We start from the raw sequence: 22,262 nt of genomic DNA, 5'->3' as shown, positions 1-22,262 counted from the left end.
GAGTCCACCGGTCATGTCCACGCTCCTGCCCCTCCTGCCCGACGACCCCGAACGGCTCGGTGAGTACGCGCTCCTCGGCCGGCTGGGCGGCGGAGGCATGGGGACCGTCTTCCTGGCCCGCACCGACGGCGGCCGCCTGGCCGCCGTCAAGACCGTACGGGCCGACCTGCGGGACCGGCCCGGTTACCGGGAGCGCCTGACCCTGGAGGCCGAGGCCGCGCGGGCCCTGGGGGCGCAGCACACCGCCGCGTTCCTCGGCGCGGACCCGGACACGGCCCGGCCGTGGCTGGCCACGGCGTACCTCATCGGCCCCTCGCTGACCGAGGCGGTGGCGGCCGCCGGCCCGCTGCCCGAACCGGCCGTCCGCGGGCTCGGCTCCGCCCTCGCCGCCGCGCTCGCCGCCCTGCACCGCGCCGGACTGGTCCACCGCGACCTCAAGCCCTCCAACGTACTGATCACCGCGCAGGGCCCCCGGCTCATCGACTTCGGGCTCGCCCAGGCCCCGGGCAGCCCCCGGCTCACCGCGGCCGGGGCCGTCGCCGGCACCCCGGCGTACATGTCCCCCGAGCAGGCGCGCGGCGGACCGCCCGGCCCGGAGGGCGACGTGTTCGCCCTCGCCGCCGTGCTGGTGTTCGCCTCGTCCGGCCACGGCCCGTACGACGCCCGCGGCCGGCAGAGCACCCTGCAACTGCTGCGGGACGGCGCCGCCCCCGACCTGACCGGCGTACCGGACGGGCTGCGCGAGCCGCTCACGGCCTGCCTGGCGCCCGAGCCGGGCGACCGCCCGTCCCCCGACCGGCTGCTGGAGCAGTGGGGGCCGTTCGACCCCGGGGAGTTCGCCGACCTGCTGCCGCAGGCGCTCCTGGCCGACCTGTCCCGCCGGATCGGGGAGCTCGCCACGATCGCCCCCGCCCCGCTGCGCGCCCCCGCACCGCGCCGGGCCCTCTCCCGCCGCGCCGTGATCGCGGGGTCCGCGGCCGCCGCGCTCACCGTCGCGGGAGGCGTCTCGGCGCTCTGGCTCACCGGCACCCTTCCGGGCTCGGGCCCGGCCTCAACCTCAGGTCCAGGTTCAGGTTCAGGTCCGCGCCGGACCCGGCCACCCGGCACCCCTCCGGCTCCGCTGTGGTCGGTCGCCGCGCCGTTCACCTCCGCCCCGGCCGTGGCGACCGACGAGGTCCTGATCCACGTCGACGACGTCATGCGCGGGATCTCGACCGCCGACGGCCGGATCCTGTGGGAGGCCCAGACCGCGAAGGCCGACGCGGCCGTGGCCGGCGACCGCCTGACCGGCCTCGTCTTCGACGCGGACGGCAACGCGGCCGCGGGATACATGGATCCGCGCACCGGCCGGCTCGCCGCCGACGCGGCCGGTCCGGCCGTCCTGGGCGACCTCGGCTACACCAGCGCGCTCCTGGCCGCCGATGCCGAATGCCTCTACCTGAAGGCGTACGACAGGTCCGATGACCAGAAGGACCGGCCCTGGCTGCTCTCCTACGACCTCGGCGCCCGGAAGGTGCGCTGGCGCCGGCCCATCGAGGGCGCGGTGCCGGATTCGAACGGTTCGCTGATGATGTCCGCGATCGTCTCCGGCGGCCGGCTGATCTGCTCGGACCCCGCCCGGATCTTCGCCGCCGACGTGCGCGACGGCCGCATCCTGTGGGCCTGCCGTGTCCGCACCGACGAGCAGGCGGCGTCACCGACGCAGTCGGGAGGCATCAACCCGCCGGTGGCCTCGGACCGCCACGCCTTCGACTTCGAGGAGAGGATCACGGCGGTGGACCTGGAGACGGGCACCGTCGCCTGGACGCTGGAGCCGGAGGGCGAGAAGCTGCTGAGCGCGCCCGTCTGCGTGAAGGGCACCGTGTACGTCGCGGACGGATCGCTCCAGGCCTTCGAGGAGTCCACCGGGAAGAAGCTGTGGACCCACGACCCGGGCGCGTACGTCTCCATGCTGGCGCCTCCCGCCCCCTTCCGCGGAGAGCTCTACGCGGCGGTCGGCGGGGGCGGTCAGGCGGTCGTCGCGGTGGACGTCGAAAGCCGCAAGACCGCGTGGACCCTCTCCGCGGGGGCCGTGAACATGCCGGACGGCCCGACCATGATCGTCCAGCACGGCAGCCGGCTCTACCCCCAGACCACCGACCGCCTCGCGGCCGTACCGCTCGACTGACCGCAGGCCCCCGGGGGCGCGGGCGCCGGCGTCAGTGGCGCGACCAGCCGCTCGTGATGCGGTCCCACAGCGAACGGGTCGCGCCGAAGCCGCTCTCGTGCGCCCAGACGTGCGTGCACGAAGGGCACTGGAGGTGCAGCAGGCTGCCGGTGTTCGACAGCATGTAGCGCCAGTGGTCGGAGCACGTACGGCGCTGCCCGCACGGCTCGCAGCCACGGCTGTCGTCGCACTTCGGGCAGGCCACCCAGGCGCGGCGCCCGACGTCGGCCTGCGGATCAAGCGGCAGCACGGCCGCCCCCGCGCCGCGGCAGCACCCCGGCCTCGACGAGCTCCTCGTACAGGCGCTGCTGCTCCGCGTCGAGCCCGGAGTACAGCAGGTCGTACGCCGCCTCCTCGCCGCGCAACACCTCGATCGGGTCCCAGTCGGGGCCGATGGCCTCCAGGACGTGGACCCGTCGGAGCGCTTCCTGAGCGGTGAGGTCGACGGTGAAGCCGACCAGGCCGGACTCGTCCGGTTCGGGGGTGTGGGTGGGGGGATCGAAAGCCATAAAAGGCAAATTAGGTAGCCCTTCCTTCCCTGGGCAAGGGAAGGTGGGAGACGTCACAGATCAGCCGCCCGCCGGCACGGCCGGTCTGTCAAGCCCCGAGATCCAGTCGCATGACGCGGTTCCCCCGCCGGGGCCCAATGGAGTCACGAGCCATCCGATTCCCCCCTCGTCAGGAGAGGCCCATGACTTCCTCGTTCCTCGCGGCTGCCGTTTCCGTCGGAGCCGTACGCATAGCCCCGCGAGCCTGCGTCCTCTTCACGCCGACCGCCCCCCTCTCCCTCGCGACCGGCTCCCGCAGGCCCGACCCGCTCGGCGCGCCCACCGGCCAGGCAGCGATTCCGCGGCGTGCCGACGGCACCCTCCCCAGAGCGAGCGAGTGGTTCCGCACGGCCCGGAAACGGATGCGCGAGGCGGGGCACCCCGCTGCGTGAGCGCGCCGGACACCCCCTAGGGTCCGGGCTCCCCGCCACCGGGCAGTGCCTGCTCCGCCCAGATGACCTTGCCGTCGGGGGTGTAGCGGGTGCCCCAGTGCTCGCTCAGCTGCGCCACCAGGAACAGCCCGCGCCCGCCCTCGTCCATGGTGGCCGCGTACCGCAGGTGCGGAGCGGTGCTGCTGCCGTCCCACACCTCGCAGGTCAGCGCGTGGTCGCGCAGCAGCCGGACCCGGACCGGCCCGCTGCCGTGCCGCAGGGCGTTGGTGACCAGTTCGCTGAGGAGGAGCTCCGTGGTGAAGGCGAGCTCCTCCAGCCCCCACTCGTCGAGCTTCGCCGCGGCGAGGTTGCGCACGACGCCGACCCCGCTCGGCTGGAACGGCACGTCCCACTGCGCGACCCGGTCGGGGCCGAGGGTCCGGGTGCGGGCGATGAGCAGCGCCACGTCGTCGGTCGGCCGCGTCGGCAGCATGGCGTCGAGGACGGCCAGGCAGCTCTCGTGCGGGTCGCGGCCGGGTTGGCTCAGCGCCGCGCGCAGCAGCTCCAGCCCCTCGCCGATGTCCCGGGTCCGCTGCTCCACGAGCCCGTCCGTGTACATGACGAGCTGGGTGCCCTCCGCCAGGTGCAGCTCGACCGTCTCGAAGGGCATGCCGCCCAGCCCGAGCGGGGGACCGGCGGGCAGGTCGACGAAGTCCGTGGTGCCGTCCGGGGCGACCACCAGCGGCGGCAGGTGCCCGGCCCGCGACAGGGCGCAGTTCTGCGACACCGGGTCGTAGACGGCGTACAGGCAGGTCGCGCCGAGCACGCCGCCGTCCGTGTCGGTGCCGTCGTCGTGGTCGATGCGCTGCACGAGGTCGTCGAGGCGGGCGAGGATCTCGTCGGGGGGCAGGTCGAGGGAGGTGAAATTGTGCACCGCCGTACGCAGCCGCCCCATGGTGGCCGCGGCGTGCAGGCCGTGTCCGACGACGTCCCCGACGACCAGGGCGACCCGGCCCCCGGGCAGCGGGATCACGTCGAACCAGTCCCCGCCCACCCCGGACTGCGCGGGCAGGTAGGAGTGCGCCGCGTCCACGGCGCTCTGCTCGGGCAGGGCGCGCGGCAGCAGGCTCCGCTGGAGGGTGACGGCCAGGGCGTGTTCGCGGGTGTAGCGGCGGGCGTTGTCCATGGCGACGGCGGCGCGCGCGACGAGTTCCTCTGCCAGTGACAGGTCGTCCTCGTCGAAGGGCTCGGGCTTGCCGGCGCGCCAGAAGTTGACCACGCCGAGGACCACGCCCCTGGCCTTGAGCGGGGCCGCGATGAGCGAGTGGATCCCGAAATCGACGATGTCCGTGGCCCGCCGGGCGTCCTGGGCCTGCCAGTGCGGGGCGTCGGCCAGGTCGGGTACGAGCTCCGCCTCGCCGGTGCCGTAGCCGCGCCCCTGCGGGGTGGAGGGCTTGAAGTCGATCCGCCGGCCGAGGGGGTACAGCGGGTGGTCGGGGCGGATGCCGCTGACCGCGGTGCGCAGCATGTCGGAACCCGGACCGGGCTCGTCCCCGTCGAGCACCGGGTTGGCCAGGTCGACCGTGACGAAGTCCGCGAACCCCGGTACGGCGACGTCGGCGAGCTCCTGGGCCGTCCGCGTCACGTCGAGGGTGGTGCCGATGTCGCCGCTGGCGTCGTACAGCAGCTTGAGGCGCTTGCGGGCCGCCTCGGCGCGGCCGGTGAGGATCTGCATGTCGGTGGAGTCGCGGATGGTGACGGCGGCGCCCTCCGCCCGCCCCCGGGGGTGGGTGGGCCGCTGGTTGACCACGAGCAAGCGGTCCCCGGTCTCCAGCACCTCGTCGGTGGCGACCCGGCCGGACAGCAGCAGGTCGGCCATCCGGCTGTCCAGGCCCGGTACGTCCCCGATGTGGCGGCCCTCGGCCTCCTCGGGCAGTCCGAGCAGCCGCTTGGCCTCGTCGTTCGCCAGGACCAGCCGCCCCTCGCCGTCGGTGATCAGCACCCCTTCGCGCACGGAGTGGAGCACCGCGTCGTGGTGCTCGTACATCCGGGTCATCTCCTGCGTGCCGAGCCCGTGGGTCTGCCGCCGCAGGCGGCGGCTGATCAGGGCGGTGCCGGCGGTGGACAGGGCCAGGCCCGTGGCGATGGCCAGGAGGATGACCGGGAACTGGCGGTCGAGTACGCCGGTGACGTGCTCCACGGTCAGCCCCGCGGACACCAGCGCGACGACCCGGCCGTCCGGCGCCGTGACCGGCACCACCGCCTGGATCTCCTGGCCGAGCGGGCCCTGGACGCTCTCGGTGTGGATCCGGCCGGCGAGCGAGGGCTCGATGGTGCCGACGAAGCGTTTGCCGATGCGGTCGGGCTGGGGGTGGCTGTAGCGGATCCCGTGGGTGTCCATCACCACGATGAAGTCCACCCCGGCGGCCTTGCGGGTGGCCTCCGCGAGGGGTTGCAGGATGGCGGACGGGTTGGCCGTCCGCAGCGATTCCTGCAGGTCGGGGGAGTGGGCGAAGGTCTCCGCGACGGCGATCGACCGGTTGCGCGCCTCCCGCTCCACGTCGTGGCGCGACTGCAGGAGCAGGGCGAGGAGGGCACCGGTGGCGAGCAACACCACGATCGCCACCTGAAGGACGAACACCTGTCCGGCGACGCTCTTGAATCCCTTGATCAGGGGTGACCGCACCGAACTGCCCGGTACGGGTGGCGAGGAAGGGTCACGTCCCCAGTTGTAGCACTTCCGGCGGTCCCAGGCGCCCGACGGGCCCACCGGGAGTTTCGCCGGTCACCTGACGTGACGGTTCTTTCCTCCTACCGGCCCTGTGCGGAGACCTGCGCGCCGGCCGCCGTCGGCGTGCCGGCCGGTGCGGGGGCGCCGCCCGGAGTCGTGGCGGACGGGGTCGGCGAGGCCTCGGGCTCGCAGGTGACCTCGTCACGCGGGGTGTAGTGGGTCGCGTACTCCTCGCGCTTGACCTCCCGGCCGTCCTTGACGAAGACCCGGCCGACGGTCACGTCGAAGCCCTCCAGGGGCGTCTGGACCTCGCACGTCGGACCGGTGCCCGTGCGCTTGGCGGGCGGGGTGACGTGGGTGCGCGGGCCCTTGGTCGCGCGGATCTCGTCGTACTTCTTCGTGCCGAGGAGGGTGATCGTCAGCGAGGTGTCCGTGGATTCGGCCCGGATGTAGATCGGGTGGCCGGAGTCGTTGAGCCAGCGCAGGTCGAGGGTGCCCCAGGCGACCGTGGCCTCCCGGCCCTCCGGGTAGCGCTCGATGTAGAACGAGTGCGCCCCGTGCTCGACGGGCTTGAGGCCGGCGAAGAACACGGCGTTGTACATGGTGGTGGCGACCGCGGAGACGCCGCCGCCGGGGGACTTCACGTACTGGCCGTCGTTGATCATGATGCCGTCGACGAAGCCGTTCTCCTTGGTGCGCTCGCCGACCGTGCGGTTGAAGCTCCACTCCTGCCCCGGCATGACCACGGAGCCGTTGATCAGCTCCACGGCCCGGCCGATGTTGGTGCTCCGGTACGGGGCGGCCGGGAACTGCACGGTGAAGGAGGAGACCTTCTCCTTGATGCCGAGGCGCCGCGCCTCGGCGTCGGTGAGGTCCGGCTGGACGGCCGTGGTGGGCACCTCGGCGCTCCGTTCGGCGCCCGTTCGGGTGAGCAGGGGCATCACGGCCCGGCCGAGGGCCTCCCGGGTGACCTGCCGGCCGGCGCGGCCGGGCTCCTTGAGCACCACGCGGCCGGACGCGTCCGGGTGGAGCACGGCGTCGCTGGGCTGCTCGGTGGCCTTCTCGATGGGGCCGGCCACGGCGGGGTCGGCGAGCAGGCCGCCGGAGTCGAGGGCGGGGACGAGGCGGCCGTCGGCGTCCGGCTTCACCTTGAGGTGCTCGCCGAGGACGACGGGGCTGACGGGGATGCGCGTGCCCGCCACGGTGAGGGTGACCGGCCCGGACACCGCCGGCTCGGCGAAGGCGCGCAGGACCCGCCCGGTCTCCTCCGCCCCCACGCGGGGCTCGGTGCGCCGGACGGGCAGCTCGACCGGGCCGCCGTCCGGGTGCGGGGCCAGGTAGGCGTTGCGGAGCGTGTCGAGGGACCGGTCGGGGACGAGGGTGACGCCGGTCTGCGCGGCGATCACCTTCGGCTTGCCGGCGTCGAAGGTGATGGACCCGTCGCGGACCTGCCGGCGGGTGCTCGCGCCGAGCCGGTCGACCCCGGCGCGGGCGGCCTCGTCGTCGATCCGGATCACGGGCTCGGCGTCGGGGTCGCCGGAGGCGAAGAGCCGGCCGATGACGCTGCCCGGGCCGTGGCCCGTACGGGCGGCGCGGTCGGCGGTCGCCGCGGCGTCGAGGGAGAGGCCGAGGGAGGCGGGGGAGACCTGCTCGACGCGGTCGCCGATGACGGCCGCGATGGGGGCGGCCGCGCGGGGGCCGAGTTCCCGGGTCAGTACGTTCTCCGCCTCCGCGCGGCTCATGCCGCCGATGTCCACGCCGCGCACCCGGGTGCCGGAGGCGATGTCGTCGCCGACCGCGAGTCCGGCGGCGTAGAGGCCGCCCAGTCCGAGGACCACGGCGCCCCCCGCCGCCGGCAACGCGATCCGCCAGTTTCCCGTCCAGCTGCCTACAGGTCGCACGTCTCTCCTTGTGGCGCCGACCGGTCACCGAGCGGCGCGAGGCCGCGGCAGGGGCGCGTAGATGACAGTTCCGGTCATCCATGATGACCCTGCAAATACGCCATTCGGGTGAGAAGGTAACGGTTCTCACAAACCGGGCAAACGGCGGGCTCCGAGCACCTGGACCGCCGTGACCATGCGGTCCCAGAACCGGTCGGCGTCCAGGGCCACGGCCGCCCGGGCGTTGACCGGGCGGCCCGTCACGCCGTGCAGGTCCACGACGGTGGCGCCGCGCGTGTACCGGCCCCGCGTCTCCACGACGACGTTCGCGTCGACGCAGCGCACGAGCCCGGGGTCGATGACCCGGGCCACCGCGACCGGGTCGTGCAGCGGCGGGCTCGGGAACCCCCACAGCGTCCGGTACGTGGACGCGAAGAAGGTCAGCAGCTCGGCGCAGGTGCGGCCGAGGGGAGTGCCCAGCCCCTCGAAGCGGGCGACGACCTCGGGCGTGGCCAGCGCCTGGTGGGTGACGTTGAGGCCGCACATGGTGACGGGCACCCCACGACTGAAGACGATCTCCGCGGCCTCCGGGTCGGTGAGGATGTTGAACTCGGCGGCGGGAGTGCGGTTGCCGCCCTCCGTCGAGCCCCCCATCAGCACGATCTCGCGGATGCGCGCGACGTCCTGCGGATAGCGGGTGAGCAGCAGGGCGATGTTGGTGAGCGGCGCGGTCGGCACCAGGGTGACCGGCTCGGGATGCTCGGCCAGGAGGCGGTGGATCAGGTCCACCGCGTGCTCCTGGACCACGTCCACGGTGGGTTCGGGGAACATGGGCCCGTCGAGGCCGGAGGCACCGTGCACGTCGTCGGCGACGTCGAGCGGCTGGACCAGCGGCCGGTCGCAGCCGGCGGCGACCGGCACGTCGGTGATCCCGGCGACCGTGCAGACGCGTCGCGCGTTCAGCGTGGTCTTCTCCAGCGTCTGGTTGCCCGCGACCGTGGTGATCGCCAGCAGATCGACCGCCGGGTCGCCGGCGGCCAGCATGATCGCGAGGGCGTCGTCGTGCCCGGGATCGCAGTCGAGGATGATCGGGACGGGCACGTCGTCACTCCAGGCGGCGGTCGGTGTGGCGGGGCGGTGCGCGGAGCACCAGTGTGCCGCCGCACCGGCCCCGTGACCACGGGGCACCCGGGCGGCCCACGGCCGGCTAGGGCCCCTCGTCGTAGGTTCCCGCCTCGATCTCGAGGGCCAGTTCCTGGAGGACCTGGATCGCCGAGACGTCCGTGCGCCCGCTGTCGTGCGCGATCGCGAGGCTGGTGAACGCCAGGCTGAATCCGGAGACCATCGTGTGCAGGGCCGGGCCGAGGGCTTCGGCGACCAGCCCGGCCACCTGCTGCGGAGACGCGTCGGCGGGCACGCTGATCGACGGCAGCATCTCGTTCAGGAGGGTCGTCGCCACTCCGGCCGCTGCCGCCGGGCCCTCGCCGTTGCCCGCTCCGCCCTCGGCGCCGTCCTGACCGGTTTCGATGGCCCGGCGGATCTCCTGGGCCTCCGTGAGGATGCCGATCACTCGCTTGAGTACCTCTGCGCGTTCCATCCTGCGGAGCGTAGCCGCGTACGCGGGCGCCGGCCGTCAGGGCGTTCGCGCGGGCCCGGCTCCCACGGCCGCGGCGGAACCGGCCGGTGCGTGCAGGGCGGCGTGCAGGGCTCCCAACCGGACCAGGCTGGCGCGCCGTTGTACGAGCGACAGCCCGGCGACCCCCGCCCCCAGCACGAGCCAGCCCGCGGGCCCAACGGCCATCACCGCGCCGGTCAGCAGCAGCGGCCCGGCGGCCTTCTGCACGGACTGGGACATGCCCGCCACGCCCAGGTACGACGCCTTCGCCGCCGGGGGCGCGAGCGAGACGGCCAGCTCCCAGGAGCTCACCGAGCGGATCAGCTCCGCCGCGGTGACCAGCGCCGACGCCGCGAGCAGCGCGAGGGACGCGGTCCACACCCCGCCCCCCGTGCTGGCGGCCAGGACCGCGCAGCAGACGAGCATCGTCAGCCCGTACGCCACGACCGCCGTCGCGGCCTGGCGCGGCTCCCGCACCCTCGCCGAGACGCGCAACTGGAGTACGACGACGAGCACGGTGTTGATCACGAGGACGGCCGGTACCAGCGCATGCGGCGCCTCGGTGTGTTCCACCAGCCACAACGGGAGGCCGACATTGAGGATCGAGTCGTCCAGGCTCATCGGGATGTCCAGGAGGACGAACCGGAGGTAGCCGCGGTCCCGCCACGGGCTCGGCGCGTCCGCCCCGCCCGCCGCCGGGCGTCCCTCCTGCGTGCCACCGGCCCGCGCCGCGACGTGGCCGTACCCCTGCGGCTCCCGGGTGCGCCACACCAGCGCCGCGGCCGCCAGGAAGGACGCCGCGTTGGCCAGGATCAGGGCGTGGTAGGCGCCCCGGCTGTCCAGGGCGAGGCCGGCTGCGGCGATCCCCGCGCCGAGCGCGTAGCCGGCGTTCGCCGTGCTGCGCGAAAGGGCCTGGTAGGTGGCCCGCTGGTCACCCGCCGCCCGGGTGGCGAAGAGCATCTCCAGGGTCTTCGCCGCCCGGTCGCCCAGGTACGTCACCGCGACCACCGGCAGCAGCACGCGGAAATCGGTGGCCACGAGCAGGACGCAGAGGGTGCCGAGCCGCAGGAGGTGACAGCCGATCAGCAGCGAGCGGACGGTGAAGCGGCACGCCAACTGGCCCGCCAGCGGCGAGCCGACGATGCCCGCCACCGCGGCCGCGCCCAGCAGCAGGCCCAGTTGCCGGGCGTCGAGTCCGACGACGAAGGTGAAGAAGAGCACCGAGGAGGCGGCCCACACTCCCGTACCGGTCCGGTCCAGCAACTGGGCGAGCAGCATGATCCGCGCGTCCCGGCCTCCCGGCGGCCACCGCAGCTGTGCCACCAGCCCGGATCCGGCCGGCCGCCCCTCCCCGCTCCCCGTACCCCGCCGCCACATCCCGAGCCTCCCCGATCCCCGCCCCAGATATCTCGATGTCGAGATACCTGGGGCAGCTTGCCCGAAGGAAATCTTGACGTCAAGATAATTCGGTACGCGGCAGTGTGCGCCGCAGTGTGCGCCGCAAATGTGCGCCGCCCGCCGGGCCCGTCCAGACTGGGAGGGTGAGGCGTACGCGTACGGTCTTGCTCTGCATCGCCGGCCTGATGGGTGCAACCCTTCCGGCCGGAACCGCTGCGGTGCCGGCGGTCGCCGCGCCCGCGCCGGGCGCCTGCGTCAGCTCACCCGGCCCCGCCCAAGGCGATGCGCACGAGGTCCTCACCATCGCCCAGCGCTCCCAGCGGGAGTTCGGCCTGAACTCGGTGATCCTGCGGGTCTCCTCCGGAGACCGGGAGGTGCTCACCACCGCCCTCGGGGAATCGATGACGGGAGTCCCGGCCGAGCCCTCGATGCACTTCCGCACGGGGTCCGTCGGCATCGTCTACATGGGTACCGTGCTGCTCCAGCTCGTCGAACAGGGCAAGGCCTCGCTCGACGACCCGGTGTCCCGCTGGCTTCCGGACGTGCCGCGTGGCTCGGAGATCACCCTGCGGATGCTCGGCGACTCCACGTCCGGCCTCCACGACTACGTCACGGACCCCGCCTTCCTCGCCGAGCTGAAGGCCGCACCGTTCCGCCAGTGGACACCGGACGAGGTCACCGAATTCGCCACGAAACAACCGCTCTTGTACGAGCCGGGGACCAACTGGAGCTACTCGCACGCCAACTTCCAGCTCCTCGGCGCCGCGCTGGAGAAGATCAGCGGACTCCCCCTGGACCGGCTCCTCAAGGAGCGCGTGATGGATCCGCTCGGGCTGAGCCAGACCGGCAACCGGTTCACCCCGCAGATCCCGGAGCCCGTCCTGCACGCCTTCACCTCCGAGCGCGGCACCTACGAGGAGTCCACCTTCTGGAACCCCTCCTGGACCACCAGGCCCGGAGCGGTCCTCGTGCAGAACATCTGCGATCTGGACCGGTCGGCGCGCGCCATCGGAACCGGGGAGCTGGTGTCCGCCAAGTCCTTCCGGACCCAGCTCGATCCGGGCACCATCGGCCTGGGCCACGCAACGTCCACCTGCCCGGCCGCCGTCTGTCAGCTGACCAATACCGCGGCACACCACTTCGGCCTCGGTGTCATCGTCGTCAACGGCTGGATCCTGACGAACCCGTCGTTCTCGGGCTACGCGGCCATCGCGGCCTACCTGCCGGCGCAGAAGCTCTCGGTCTCGGTCACGGTGACGAAGGGCCCCAAGAGCCCCGAGGGCAACTCGGCCCAGACCATCGCCGAACGCATCGCCGCCGTGCTGGCCCCCGAACACCCGCTCAAGATGAGATGACGCCGGAACGCGGAACGCCTAGACGGGCAGGCCGAGGATCTCCAGGATCGCCCGGGCGTACTCGGCGGTCGCCGAGCCGGGGGCGGTGGCCTGTTCGCGGCGGTAGCCGTCGGTGCCGGTGCGGATGAACGCGGCGCACTGCCCGTACAGCCCGGCCTCGTGGGTGCCGCCGTCATCCCTCATGCACAGCAGCTCCAGCAGGGTCCGCAGCAGCTCCTCCCGGGTCGCGCGCCGCGGCGGGCGCGCGGACCACGCGGCCATCAGCACGGCGCACACCGCCGGAGCGGGCGGCTTCAGGTTCTCCACGAAGAAGGCATGGCCCTCCAGCGCGCGGAACGCGGCGGGATGCCCCTCCGCGGCGTCCCGGACCATGGCCTCCAGATGCCCTGCTGACCGGCCGCAGCCGCACTCGACCGACTCCCAGTCGTGCCGTGCGATCTCCGCCTCGACGGAATCCGGAACCAGCGGACTGCGCGGCACCGCGGACTGGCGCCGCAGAGCACGCTGCGGCTTCTCGCTCCCCCTCATGGGGCACAGTATGAGCCCACGAAGGCCCGCTCAGGGAGAGGGGTCGCACCTCCTGGTCAGCCCGTCCGCGGCACGTCCTCCGGGCGGCCGGTCAGCACCAGGTTGCCGTCCGGGGTGCGCCGCGCGAGAGCGCCGGTGCGGAAGTAGCCGTCGGCGGTGAAGGAGCGGGAGTCGTCCTCGGGCGCCCGGTAGTAGCCGCGCGCGGTGTACGGGCCGCGGGCGAGGAGTTCGCCGGGCTGCCCGTCGGGCACGTCCTCGCCGTCGCCGTCCACGATGCGGATCTCGTCGTCGGGCGAGAGCGGGCGGCCCTGCGTGGTGAGTACGGTCTCCTCCGGATCGGCGGGCCGGGTGAGGGTGAGCAGCCCCTCGGCCATGCCGAAGACCTGTTGCAGGCGGCAGCCCCATTCGGAGCCCACCCGTTCGGCGGTCGCCCGGGGCAGGGGCGCGCCGCCGATCTGCACCAGACGCAGGCTGCTCACGTCGGCCCGGACCGCGGGAAGGGCGTCGAGCCAGAGCCGGGCTGCGGCGGGTACCACCGAGGTGATGGTGACCCGCTCCCGTTCGATGGCCTCGAGGCATCCGGCGGGTTCCGTGTCCTCGGCCAGGACGACGGTGCCGCCGACGGACAGGGTGCCGAGGATGCCGGGGCAGCCGAGGGTGAAGTTGTCCTCGGCGGGCAGCGCGGCGAGGTACACGTCGTCCTCGGTGAGCGACACCAGCTCGGCGGCGGCCCGCGTCTGGTAGGCGTAGTCGTTGTGGGTGCGCGGAACGAGCCTGGGCGCGGTGCCGGCGCCGGCGGAAAGCAGGAAGAACGCCACCTGGCCGGCGCTCAGCGCGAGCGCGGGTGCGGGCGGGGCGTCGACGGAGCCCAGCGGGAAGTAGTGGCAGCCGGCCGGATCGGTCGTGTAGCCGCCGCCGTACGGGGACGGGGCGCCCCCCGTTTCGAGGGTGAACACCCGCCGCAGGAAAGGCCCTCCGGCCGCGATGTCCGCGGCCATCGCCGTGTGGTCGAAGCCCTGGTGGGTGGAGGGGCCGACGTAGCCGACGGCCTGGGTGACCTGTACGAGGTGCGACACCTCGGCCGCGCGGTGCGAGAGCGGGCACAACACGGGCACCGCACCCGCCCGCATCAGCGCGAACACGGTGATGACGAACTCGGGTACGTTCGGCAGCTGCACGACGACCCGCTGCCCGGGCCGGAGTGCGAGCAGCCGGAACCCGGCGGCCATACGGTCCACGCGCCGGTTCAGGTTCGCGTAGGTGAGGCGGGTGCCGCCGTGCACGAGCGCGGTCCGGGGCCCGTACTGCAGGGCCCAGTCGCGAAGCAGGCTGTCCAGCGTGTAGCCGCGCCAGTGCCCGGCCATCCAGTAGCGGTCGACGAACTCCTCGGGCCAGGGCGTGCAGCCGCCGAGCATGGATGTCATTCGCTTCCCTCTGTGCCAGTCGAGGCCGGTCCACCCCGCCGTCTTGATCTTGGCAATCCAATCCGGCGCCACTCCCGTGGGCAATGTGCTTTCCCGACCATGGGCGCGGAATTCCATCGGCTGAAAGACCAAGGGGGCCATGCTGACCAGCAGGAACACCCGGGCGGATGCGCCGCCTCTCGGCGCTGTGGGCCGGCCTTACGCCCCGTTGCGCAGCCGGGTCGAGGCGAGGGCGCGGCGGCGCTCCTCCTCGGTCAGCCCGCCCCACACTCCGTACGGCTCCTGCACGCGCAACGCGTGCCGCAGGCACTGGGCGCGCACCGGGCACCAGGAGCAGATGCGTTTGGCCGCCTCGTCACGGACGGCGCGTTCCTCGCCGCGTTCGCCCTCGGGGTGGAAGAACCACTCGGATCCCGTGCCCCGGCAGGCGGCTCCGGCCTGCCAGGCCCATTCGTGTTCCGCTCGGCCCGGCAGGCGCGAGACGTCCGTCATCACTGAGCTCCTCCTCGGGTGGAAGCGTGGTGGTTACACCGCGCCTGCACGGTCAGAGGCGACTCAAACGTATGGTTTCGGCCACGGGCCGAACGGCTGTTGTGTTCAGGCGATCCCGACGGTGTACGCGGCGCGGTAGCCGGCGCCGTCGCGCGCGGGGGTCAGCGTCATGGCGGCGCCGGTGGACCGGTATCGGCTGTCCCGGCCGTTGGGGTGCCGGGGCGCGCGGCGGCGTGCGTAGGGCTGCCGTGCGTACACCTGGAGCAGGAGGTCCTCGGGGAAGAAGAACTGGGAGGTCGTCTCGGTGCGGGAGTCGGGGTGGACCTTGAAGTGGATGTGCGGCGCCAGCCCCGCGTACCACCCGGGCACGATCGTCCGGAACGTGCACCGGCCGGCGGCGTCGGTGACCTGAGTGCCGCGCAGGAACGTGGCCTTGCCGGTGGAGTAGGCGCCGGACGCGTCGGCGTGCCACACGTCGACGCCGGCCGCCTTGAGGGGCCGGCAGCCCGCCGACACCCGGACCACCGTCAGGTCCAGCCGGAACGGCACCCCGTCCCGGTCCTCGGTGATGTCCGACCGGACGCGGTCGAGGTCCAGGTAGTACGGGCCCGCGCCCGCCTCGGGGGTGAGCACGCAAACCGGGCTGCTGCCACCGCCCGTCGGCTGCCCTGCCGCCCCCAGGGTCCCGGTGGCCGGACCGGAACAGGCCGCGGCCAGCGCGGCGGCTCCGGCCGATCCGGCGGCCAGCAGGACAGCCCGGCGGCTGGTCCGGAAGGTGTCGTTCTCGGCCATGCGAACCCCTCACGCGCGCCCCTGGCCGCCGTCACGCGCGGACGGCCGCACACTGCCCCCACTGTGCCGGACGCCGGAGTTCCGCTTCGTCACTGACACGCCTCTGTCCGGCTGACGGGCTGCAACGGCATGGCCGAAACCTGACGGTTGCCCGGCATGCGAGGGCGGAGCGAGGGGAGCAAGATGGACGTATCCGGCCCGCCAAGCCAGAGGAAGTCGTGGTCCTGATGCCCGACAGAGACACAGCGCTCAGCAGTCGGCGGCAGCTGGTCCGGGCGGCAGCGGCCATCTCGGTGGCCGCCGCCTGCATGCTGTTTCCGGCCGGCGGATTCGCACGGGCCGCCGCGATGCAGGCCCACGCCACCGCGACGGTGGCGGCTGCGGCGCAGACCCCGTACGACCGGATCGCCGCCCAGACGCTCGATGCCATCGTGAAGGGCGACTTCGCCGCCGCCACGGCCCACTTCGACGCGACGATGCGAAAGGCGCTGACCCCGGACACCCTCGCGAAGTCCTGGGACGCCTACCAGGACGAATTCGGACGCTACCAGTCCCACGGGGAGCCCGAGGACGTCCCCTTCGGTGAGCTCACCGTCGTCAACACACCGCTGACCATGGAACACCGGCCCGGAGAGTTCCGCCTCGCCTTCCACAAGGACGGCACCATCGCCGGCCTGTGGTTCCTCGAGCCCGGAGTGCCGATCTCATAAGCCGGGCACTCGGGGCGGACGACCGTGGACCTACGTCCTTGGTGCCGGTCGCCCCCGGGCTCCGGACCGATTCGCCGGGCCGCGGCGACGGTTAGCGTCGCACCATGCGAATAGGATTACTTGGCACCGGCAACGTCGCCCGAGCACTGGCCCACGGCTGGAGCGCCGCAGGACACGACGTGCTCCTCGGTTCACGACGGCCGCAGGACCGCACCGGCCTCGGTCTCCCCGTGGCGGACCTGAGCGAGACGGCCGCCCACGCGGAGGTACTGGTCAACGCCACCCCCGGTAACGTGTCCGTGGACCTCCTGCACTCCATCGGGGCGCCGGCGCTGGCCGGCACCCTGCTGATCGACGTGGGGGTCGGACTCTCCGATGACTTCTCCGAGCTCTCACACCCCAACAGCAGCCTGGGCGAACAGATCCAGGAAGCCTTCCCCCTGACGCCCGTCGTCAAGACGCTGTGCACCATGGACTCCACCGCGATGACCGACCCGGCCGGCCTCGACGGCCCGAGCACCGTCTTCCTCTCCGGCGACGACGCCGAAGCCAAACGGACCGCCGGCCGTCTCCTCACCGACCTCGGCTGGCCCGAGTCGTCCCAGCTGGACATCGGCGGCATCACCACCGCGCGCGGCCAGGAACACTTCGCCTTCCTCTTCATGGGCATCGCGGGCGGCCTGGGAACCCACACGTTCAACATCCGTGTGATCACCCGCCCTTCGGCCTAGCGGCCGGGGCCGGGCCCGGGACACCGGCGTGAAGTCCTAGTCGGTTCCCGGGCGGATACGGCCGGCTGAAGCCCGCCTGCAGGGAGTGGAGGGTGACGGTGCCCCCGCCGAGCATCTCGGCCTTCTGCCGGAGCAGGTCTGCGACCACCGGGCCCGGTCGCCCGTACACGTCGATGGATCTCATGCGGATGAGCGGGCCGAACGCGCGGAACTTCGGTCCGCCGAGCTCCATGTGGAGCTCCATCGACGCCGCGTCGGGGTGCACGGCCACCGTGGTCATCGTGGACTCGGACTCGTCGATGTCCGAGCGGTCGACGTAGTAGAGAGGTTCCGTCATGCTGCCCGAACCTAGCGATGGGCGCCCGTTCGGTGCGACGGCGCGCCGGTGCCGGCACCACACGTTCGCGGGCGGAACTCGAGTCAGGGAGACACTCACACATGGCATCCGAGCACGACACGACCTCCGAGCCCGTACGGGTCCGCCGTCGGGGCGCGGTGACGACGATCAGCCTGAACCGGCCGCACGTCCGCAACGCGGTGGACCGGGACACCGCCGCGGCGTTGGCCGATGCGTTCCGCGCCTTCGACGCCGACCCCGGCGCGGCCGTGGCCGTCCTCCACGGCGAAGGAGGAACCTTCTGCGCCGGCGCCGACCTGAAGGCCTTCAGCGAGGGCAACGGCAACCGGGTCGCCGCGGACGGCGACGGCCCCATGGGCGTCTCCCGCATGCGGCTCTCCAAGCCGGTCATCGCCGCCATCAGCGGACACGCGGTCGCCGGCGGTCTGGAACTGGCGCTCTGGGCGGACCTGCGCGTGGCCGACGAGAGCGCGGTGTTCGGGGTGTTCTGCCGCCGCTGGGGCGTACCGCTGATCGACGGCGGAACTGTACGGCTGCCCCGCCTCATCGGTACGAGCAGGGCGATGGACATGATCCTCACCGGCCGGGCGGTGGATGCCGCCGAGGCCCTCCACATCGGTCTCGCCAACCGCGTGGTCCCCGCCGGCGAGGCGCTGGCGCGCGCCGAGGAACTCGCGGCGCAGCTGGCGGAGTTGCCGCAGACCTGCATGCGCCACGACCGCATGTCGGTACTCGAACAGGAAGGCCGCGACGAGAACACCGCCCTCGCCGTCGAGTTCGGACACGGCACCGTCTCCCTCGACGCCGGAGCGGTGACCGGGGCCGCCCGGTTCGCTGCCGGGGCAGGACGCCACGGGGCCGGCTGACCCGCCTGCCCGCCTCCGTGCGCCGTACCCACCCACGCGGTACGGCGCACGGCCGGCCTCCCAACGGTCAGCGGTCAGCTCTGTCCGTTCCCGGGCTCGCTCCACAGGCGGAGTTTCTCCGGGTTGCGGACCGCCCAGATGCGGGCGATGCGGTTGCCGGTGAGGCTGAACGCCGCCACGGTCACGGTGGTCCCGCCGTGTTGGGCGACCAGGCCCGGCCGGCCGTTGACCGTCCGTTCCAGGAGCCTCAGCCCCGGCGCCCTGCTCGCGATGTGGATCAGGTACTCGGCGATGCGCTCGCTTCCCTCGACCGGGCGCAGGACGGTGCCCACCAGGCCGCCGCCGTCGGCGATCATCGTGGCGCCGGGGTCGAGGAGGCCGACGAGGGCCTCGATGTCCCTGGCCTCCCACGCCGCCTTGAAATGCCGCACCAGGCCGGCCTGCCCGGCCGTCGGAGCCGCCGGTGCCTGCGCGGCGCGGACGCGCCGGCGCGCCGAGGAGGCCAGCTGGCGGCAGGCCGCGGGCGTACGGCCGACGATCGCGGAGATCTCGGGGAAGGGGTAGCGGAAGACGTCGTGGAGGATGAACGCCACGCGTTCGGCCGGAGTCATCGACTCCAGGACGACGAGGAAGGCCATGTTCACCGACTCGTCCAGAGTGACCCGGTCGGCGGGGTCGGCCGGACCGGCCCCGTCGCCGCCGGTCCGGCCGCTGAACCACTCCGTGGAGTCGGGCAGCGGCTCCGGTATCCACTCGCCGACGTACCGCTCGCGTCGGGCCCGCGCGGAGCCGAGCATGTCCAGGCAGACGCGGCCGGCCACCGTCGTCAGCCAGGCTCCGGGCGATTCGACCTCCTCCTGCCGTTGCCGCGGCATCGCGTACCAGCGGGCGTACGTCTCCTGCACGGCGTCCTCGGCCTCGGCCACCGAACCGAGCAGCCGGTAGGCCAGGTTGATCAGCTGGCGGCGCTCGCCGACGACCGCGCTCAGGTCGGGCTCGGACCGGTCGTGCCCCGCCTCGGATGTGGTGCTCATGCTTGCGTCGGCTCCCTGTTCCCTCGTTCGTTTGGGCTCCCGGCACTTCGACGAAACACCGCACCGAACTGTGAGGTCGCCGCTTCGCCTCACATTTCGGTGGCCCATGTCGTCGGACCGTCGAGACACTACAGATCCACCGCCGCGAGGCAGGAAGAGGGACCGCATGGCGACCACAGGGACGACGACGGCAGTGCGGGGCGGCAGTTCCACCTTCGTGAGGGTCGCGATCGCCCTCCAGACCCTGGCCCTCTTCTTCCAGGCGGCCACCGCCGGACTGCTGCTGTCCTCCTCCTACGGCGAGGCGCTGCACGGCGTCGGAGCGCGCGTGATGTACGGCGCGTCGATGGTGTACGTGCTCGCCGCGATCCTCGCGTGGCGGCCCGGCGGCGGCTCGCCCCGGCCCATCCTCTACGCGACCGGCTTCCTCGTACTCGCCTCGGTGCAGGTCGTGCTGGGCATCGCGCACGAGCCGTCGCTCCACGTGCCCCTGGGGGTCCTGATGTTCGGCCTGAGCGTGCTGGCGCTGGGCGGGGCGCTGACCGGGGGTTCGCCCGGCCCCCGCACCCGTGCTGCCCGCTGAGCGGCGCCCCCACGGGGCCCGACGGGGTGCGGGTTACGGTGCGTCGGATTCGTTCCGGACCAGGTCCGCCTCGGGGCGGGGCGCGGAGCCGTTCCGGGGCAGCAGGAGAGGGGTGGTCAGGATGAGGAGGCCCGCGACGGCGACCGCGGTGCGGGGGCCGGTGACGCCGGCCAGAACGCCCCACAGCCCGGTCATGGCCGCGACCGTCGCCTTGCTGGTGACCGACCACGCCGACAGGGTGCGGGCGATGCGGTCCTTGGCGGTCCGTTCGAGCCGGTAGGTGGCGAACACCGGGTTGAACACGCCCATGCAGGCGATCAGTCCGAACTCGACGACCACGACGAGCACGAGCCCGGCCACACCGGGCCGGATGAAGGCCAGCCCGATCGACCAGCACGCGCGCAGCGCCCCGGCGGTGAGCATGACCCGGTGCCGGCCGTAGCGCGAGACGAGCCGGCGGGACAGCCGCGAGCCGATGATGCCGCCGACACAGGGCAGGCCGAACGCGAGGCCGTACTGCCAGGGCGCGAAGCCGAGGTCGCCGAGCATGAGGACGGCGAGCAGCGGCGAGGACGCCAGGATCAGCCCGTTGACCAGGACCGTGTTGAAGAACAAGGGACGCAGCGTCGGGTGGGACAGGATGTACCGCCACCCTTCGAGCAGGTCGCCGGGCCGGAGCCGCGCCCCCTGCGCACCGGTGCGCACGGGGCGCGGCTCGCTGCCGCCGATCGCGCGGAGCCCCACGGCCGAGAGCAGGTAGCTCACCGCGTCGGCCACGACGGTCATCACCGGGCCGAACAGCCCGATCGCCGCCGTACCGGCCGGCGGTCCGAGCACGGTGGCCGTCCACGTGGTGGACTCGAAGCGCCCGTTCGCGACGAGCAGGTCCTCCGGCCGTACGAATGCCTTCAGGTAGGCACCACTGGCCGCGTTGAACGCGATCCCGGCCGCACCGACGACGACGGAGACGACCAGGAGCTGGACGAAGCCGAGCACGCCCAGCGCGTAGGCGGCGGGGACGCTCGTCAGCGCCGCGAACCGGGTCAGGTCCATCGCGATCATCACCGGCCGCTTGCGGCGGAACTCCACCCACGGCCCGAGGGGCACCGCGACCACGGCCCCCACCGCCAGCCCCGCCGCGGCCAGCAGCGACACCTGGGCCGGCCCGGCGTGCAGCACGAGGATCGCGATCAGGGCGAACGCGTCGAAGGCGAGCCACGTGCCGAAGGTGCTGACCGCGAACGCCGCCCACAGCCACCCGAACCCCCGGCCCAACGGCGTCCTGTCGACGCTGTCGACGATAGGAGAGGCGGTCACTCGGCGCGTGCCGTGGCGGCCCGGCGCCATTCGGACCGTGCGAGCAGCGAGAAGACCGCGGTGGCACACAGCAGGACCGCGACGACCACCCACTCCAGCGCGCCGCTGTGCTGGTCGGGATCCACCTCGAAAATACCTTCGATCCAGTCGGGCCAGGCGAGGGTGAGGACGAAGAGGATCCCGCTGACGGCTGCCAGGAACGCCTCGATCCATCCTCGAAGCCTTACGTTCTTCATCTCCAGCACCTTCCACGAGGCCTCGACCGGCAGCCGGCATCGCTATTTCACGATAGGCACCGGGCGGGGTGCCCCGCCTGTCCAAGGTTCAATATTCGCCCCGTGCGGTGCGGGGAATCCGCAAGGCTAGAGGTCGATCGAGCGGTACTCGTCCAGCACGGCGAAGCCGGTGCTGCCGTACAGCCCCATCGCGACCTCGTTGCCGCCGAAGACGTTGAACATCATCGCCTCGTCGCCGCCCTGCCGGGTGGCCCACTCGCCCACGGCCATCGCGGCCCGGCCGTAGCCCTTGCCGCGGTGCTCCTCGTACACCTCCAGTGAGAAGCCGAAGGTCACGCCCGGCAGGAAGCCGTGGTTGACCCAGCCGGTGCCGATCACCCGGCCGTCGGCCTCCATCGCGTAGAAGGCGTGGCCCGGGGTCAGATAGCCCAGGGGGAGGTGGCGGGCGAAGTCCTGGTCGGACTTCTGCTTGGCCTGTTCCGGGGTCAGAGCGCCGGCCCGGACGATGTCCGCGATGTACGCGGCCTCCTCGCCGGCGTACCAGCCCGGGTACTCCTCCTCGGTGAGCCGGCGGACCGTCAGGCCCGGTGGCAGTTCGGGCCGTTCGGCCACGGCACGCATCCGGTTCTGTCCCCGTACGGGATAGTCGGCGAACGCTCCCGCTCCGCCCGTGAGCCGGACCTCCACCCGCTGCGCACCGTGCTCGGCGCACCACCGCTCGGCCCACGCACGCCCCTGCGGCACCGTCAGGTCGTGGATGCGGCCCACGGTCGCCCCGTTGTCCTGCGTGACCCCGACCGCGATCCACCCGGCGCCGTCCGTGGCCACCGTCCACTCGTCGATCCCCTTCACCGCCCGTTCCAGCAGGGCCCGGGCCAGTGGTTCCGAGCATCCCGCGGCCCGGTACCCGGCCAGCACCCGCTCCTCGAACCCGCCCCGCCACTCGTCCCGGTCGCCGACGACCTGTATCCCGTCCATCCGGCCACCCTAGTCATGGGGAAGAGGCAATCTCCGGCTTCGGGGAGGGGAGCAGGCCAAAACCTCGTACGCTGCTGCGGGAGCGGGACAGGTCGCGGAAGGGGGACCC

23 protein-coding genes are annotated in these 22,262 nt (G+C 73.0%); 7 read left to right on the top strand and 16 right to left on the bottom strand.

Translation table 11 applies throughout. The annotated features are described in order from the left end of the window. The first annotated feature begins 13 nt into the window (after positions 1–13). Positions 14–2,167, top strand: a complete 2,154-nt coding sequence (locus ACFTXQ_RS08140; protein ID WP_382636994.1) for a PQQ-binding-like beta-propeller repeat protein — start codon at positions 14–16, stop codon at positions 2,165–2,167. A 31-nt stretch (positions 2,168–2,198) separates the two neighbouring features. Here the strand turns inward: ACFTXQ_RS08140 and ACFTXQ_RS08135 are convergent, their stop codons facing one another. Together ACFTXQ_RS08135 and ACFTXQ_RS08130 are read right to left on the bottom strand one after the other, a co-directional pair. Further along, positions 2,199–2,456: a hypothetical protein gene (locus ACFTXQ_RS08135; protein ID WP_382636992.1), complete on the bottom strand. Its 258-nt coding sequence runs from the start codon at positions 2,454–2,456 to the stop codon at positions 2,199–2,201. Continuing rightward, a complete protein-coding gene (locus tag ACFTXQ_RS08130; protein WP_382636990.1) occupies positions 2,443–2,715 on the bottom strand; it encodes a DUF6400 family protein in 273 nt (90 codons plus the stop codon). The genes ACFTXQ_RS08135 and ACFTXQ_RS08130 overlap by 14 nt, the downstream gene beginning before the upstream one ends. Before the next feature lie 182 nt (positions 2,716–2,897). Here ACFTXQ_RS08130 and ACFTXQ_RS08125 point away from each other — a divergent pair, with 182 nt between their 5' ends. Continuing rightward, a complete protein-coding gene (locus ACFTXQ_RS08125; protein WP_382636988.1) occupies positions 2,898–3,146 on the top strand; it encodes a hypothetical protein in 249 nt (82 codons plus the stop codon). 16 nt (positions 3,147–3,162) lie between these two features. Here the strand turns inward: ACFTXQ_RS08125 and ACFTXQ_RS08120 are convergent, their stop codons facing one another. From ACFTXQ_RS08120 to ACFTXQ_RS08100, 5 genes are all read right to left on the bottom strand, one after another. After that, a complete protein-coding gene (locus ACFTXQ_RS08120) occupies positions 3,163–5,811 on the bottom strand; it encodes a SpoIIE family protein phosphatase (RefSeq protein WP_382636987.1) in 2,649 nt (882 codons plus the stop codon). A gap of 125 nt (positions 5,812–5,936) precedes the next feature. Beyond that, the gene (locus tag ACFTXQ_RS08115) at positions 5,937–7,757 is read right to left on the bottom strand and encodes a VanW family protein (RefSeq protein WP_382636985.1); all 1,821 of its coding nucleotides are present in this window, start codon (positions 7,755–7,757) and stop codon (positions 5,937–5,939) included. Between the two features lie 126 nt (positions 7,758–7,883). After that, positions 7,884–8,837 (bottom strand): nucleoside hydrolase, encoded by a 954-nt coding sequence (locus ACFTXQ_RS08110; protein ID WP_382636984.1) that lies wholly within the window; start codon positions 8,835–8,837, stop codon positions 7,884–7,886. Between the two features lie 106 nt (positions 8,838–8,943). Further along, positions 8,944–9,333, bottom strand: coding sequence for a hypothetical protein (locus tag ACFTXQ_RS08105; RefSeq protein WP_382636982.1), 390 nt, complete (start codon positions 9,331–9,333; stop codon positions 8,944–8,946). A 36-nt stretch (positions 9,334–9,369) separates the two neighbouring features. Next, positions 9,370–10,674: an MFS transporter gene (locus ACFTXQ_RS08100; RefSeq protein WP_382636980.1), complete on the bottom strand. Its 1,305-nt coding sequence runs from the start codon at positions 10,672–10,674 to the stop codon at positions 9,370–9,372. Between the two features lie 260 nt (positions 10,675–10,934). Between ACFTXQ_RS08100 and ACFTXQ_RS08095 the strand changes: the two genes are divergently transcribed. Next, positions 10,935–12,104, top strand: coding sequence for a serine hydrolase domain-containing protein (locus ACFTXQ_RS08095; protein ID WP_382636979.1), 1,170 nt, complete (start codon positions 10,935–10,937; stop codon positions 12,102–12,104). An 18-nt stretch (positions 12,105–12,122) separates the two neighbouring features. On the opposite strand, the gene ACFTXQ_RS08090 is transcribed toward ACFTXQ_RS08095, so the two are convergent. The 4 genes from ACFTXQ_RS08090 to ACFTXQ_RS08075 all read right to left on the bottom strand — a co-directional run bounded on the left by ACFTXQ_RS08090 (position 12,123) and on the right by ACFTXQ_RS08075 (position 15,340). Beyond that, on the bottom strand, positions 12,123–12,632 hold the full coding sequence (locus ACFTXQ_RS08090; protein WP_382636978.1) for a hypothetical protein: 510 nt from the start codon (positions 12,630–12,632) through the stop codon (positions 12,123–12,125). Positions 12,633–12,688: 56 nt separating this feature from the next. Continuing rightward, entirely contained in the window at positions 12,689–14,056 is a 1,368-nt protein-coding gene (locus ACFTXQ_RS08085; protein ID WP_382636976.1) for a (2,3-dihydroxybenzoyl)adenylate synthase, read from the bottom strand. Between the two features lie 198 nt (positions 14,057–14,254). Further along, positions 14,255–14,548: a WhiB family transcriptional regulator gene (locus tag ACFTXQ_RS08080; protein WP_382636974.1), complete on the bottom strand. Its 294-nt coding sequence runs from the start codon at positions 14,546–14,548 to the stop codon at positions 14,255–14,257. A 105-nt stretch (positions 14,549–14,653) separates the two neighbouring features. Beyond that, positions 14,654–15,340 (bottom strand): intradiol ring-cleavage dioxygenase, encoded by a 687-nt coding sequence (locus tag ACFTXQ_RS08075; protein ID WP_382636972.1) that lies wholly within the window; start codon positions 15,338–15,340, stop codon positions 14,654–14,656. Between the two features lie 227 nt (positions 15,341–15,567). Here ACFTXQ_RS08075 and ACFTXQ_RS08070 point away from each other — a divergent pair, with 227 nt between their 5' ends. After that, entirely contained in the window at positions 15,568–16,050 is a 483-nt protein-coding gene (locus tag ACFTXQ_RS08070; protein WP_382636970.1) for a DUF3887 domain-containing protein, read from the top strand. A gap of 104 nt (positions 16,051–16,154) precedes the next feature. Next, positions 16,155–16,781: an NADPH-dependent F420 reductase gene (locus ACFTXQ_RS08065; protein WP_382636968.1), complete on the top strand. Its 627-nt coding sequence runs from the start codon at positions 16,155–16,157 to the stop codon at positions 16,779–16,781. On the opposite strand, the gene ACFTXQ_RS08060 is transcribed toward ACFTXQ_RS08065, so the two are convergent. Then, positions 16,762–17,118: a hypothetical protein gene (locus tag ACFTXQ_RS08060; RefSeq protein ID WP_382636967.1), complete on the bottom strand. Its 357-nt coding sequence runs from the start codon at positions 17,116–17,118 to the stop codon at positions 16,762–16,764. The two genes, ACFTXQ_RS08065 and ACFTXQ_RS08060, sit on opposite strands and share 20 nt — an antisense overlap. Before the next feature lie 101 nt (positions 17,119–17,219). Here ACFTXQ_RS08060 and ACFTXQ_RS08055 point away from each other — a divergent pair, with 101 nt between their 5' ends. Next, positions 17,220–18,005, top strand: a complete 786-nt coding sequence (locus ACFTXQ_RS08055; RefSeq protein WP_382636965.1) for a crotonase/enoyl-CoA hydratase family protein — start codon at positions 17,220–17,222, stop codon at positions 18,003–18,005. Positions 18,006–18,079: 74 nt separating this feature from the next. On the opposite strand, the gene sigJ is transcribed toward ACFTXQ_RS08055, so the two are convergent. After that, positions 18,080–19,039 carry an RNA polymerase sigma factor SigJ gene (sigJ, locus tag ACFTXQ_RS08050; protein ID WP_382636963.1) on the bottom strand — a complete coding sequence of 320 codons (960 nt, stop codon included), beginning with the start codon at positions 19,037–19,039 and terminating at the stop codon, positions 18,080–18,082. Between the two features lie 166 nt (positions 19,040–19,205). On the opposite strand from sigJ, the gene ACFTXQ_RS08045 reads away from it, so the two are divergent. Beyond that, entirely contained in the window at positions 19,206–19,622 is a 417-nt protein-coding gene (locus tag ACFTXQ_RS08045; RefSeq protein WP_382636961.1) for a hypothetical protein, read from the top strand. A gap of 33 nt (positions 19,623–19,655) precedes the next feature. Here ACFTXQ_RS08045 and ACFTXQ_RS08040 read toward each other — a convergent pair whose 3' ends face one another. The 3 genes from ACFTXQ_RS08040 to ACFTXQ_RS08030 all read right to left on the bottom strand — a co-directional run bounded on the left by ACFTXQ_RS08040 (position 19,656) and on the right by ACFTXQ_RS08030 (position 22,153). After that, positions 19,656–20,939 (bottom strand): MFS transporter, encoded by a 1,284-nt coding sequence (locus ACFTXQ_RS08040; protein ID WP_382636960.1) that lies wholly within the window; start codon positions 20,937–20,939, stop codon positions 19,656–19,658. After that, entirely contained in the window at positions 20,936–21,175 is a 240-nt protein-coding gene (locus ACFTXQ_RS08035; RefSeq protein ID WP_382636958.1) for an ABC transporter permease, read from the bottom strand. Before ACFTXQ_RS08035 ends, ACFTXQ_RS08040 begins: the two co-directional genes overlap by 4 nt. Positions 21,176–21,301: 126 nt before the next feature. Beyond that, positions 21,302–22,153: a GNAT family N-acetyltransferase gene (locus ACFTXQ_RS08030; protein ID WP_382636956.1), complete on the bottom strand. Its 852-nt coding sequence runs from the start codon at positions 22,151–22,153 to the stop codon at positions 21,302–21,304. Between the last annotated feature and the right edge of the window lie 109 nt (positions 22,154–22,262).

The organism is Streptomyces sp. NPDC057010 (assembly GCF_042673805.1).
Lineage (GTDB): Bacteria > Actinomycetota > Actinomycetes > Streptomycetales > Streptomycetaceae > Streptomyces.
Note: the sequence above shows the minus strand (reverse complement) of the source record. Positions and strands in the feature narration are given on the sequence as shown.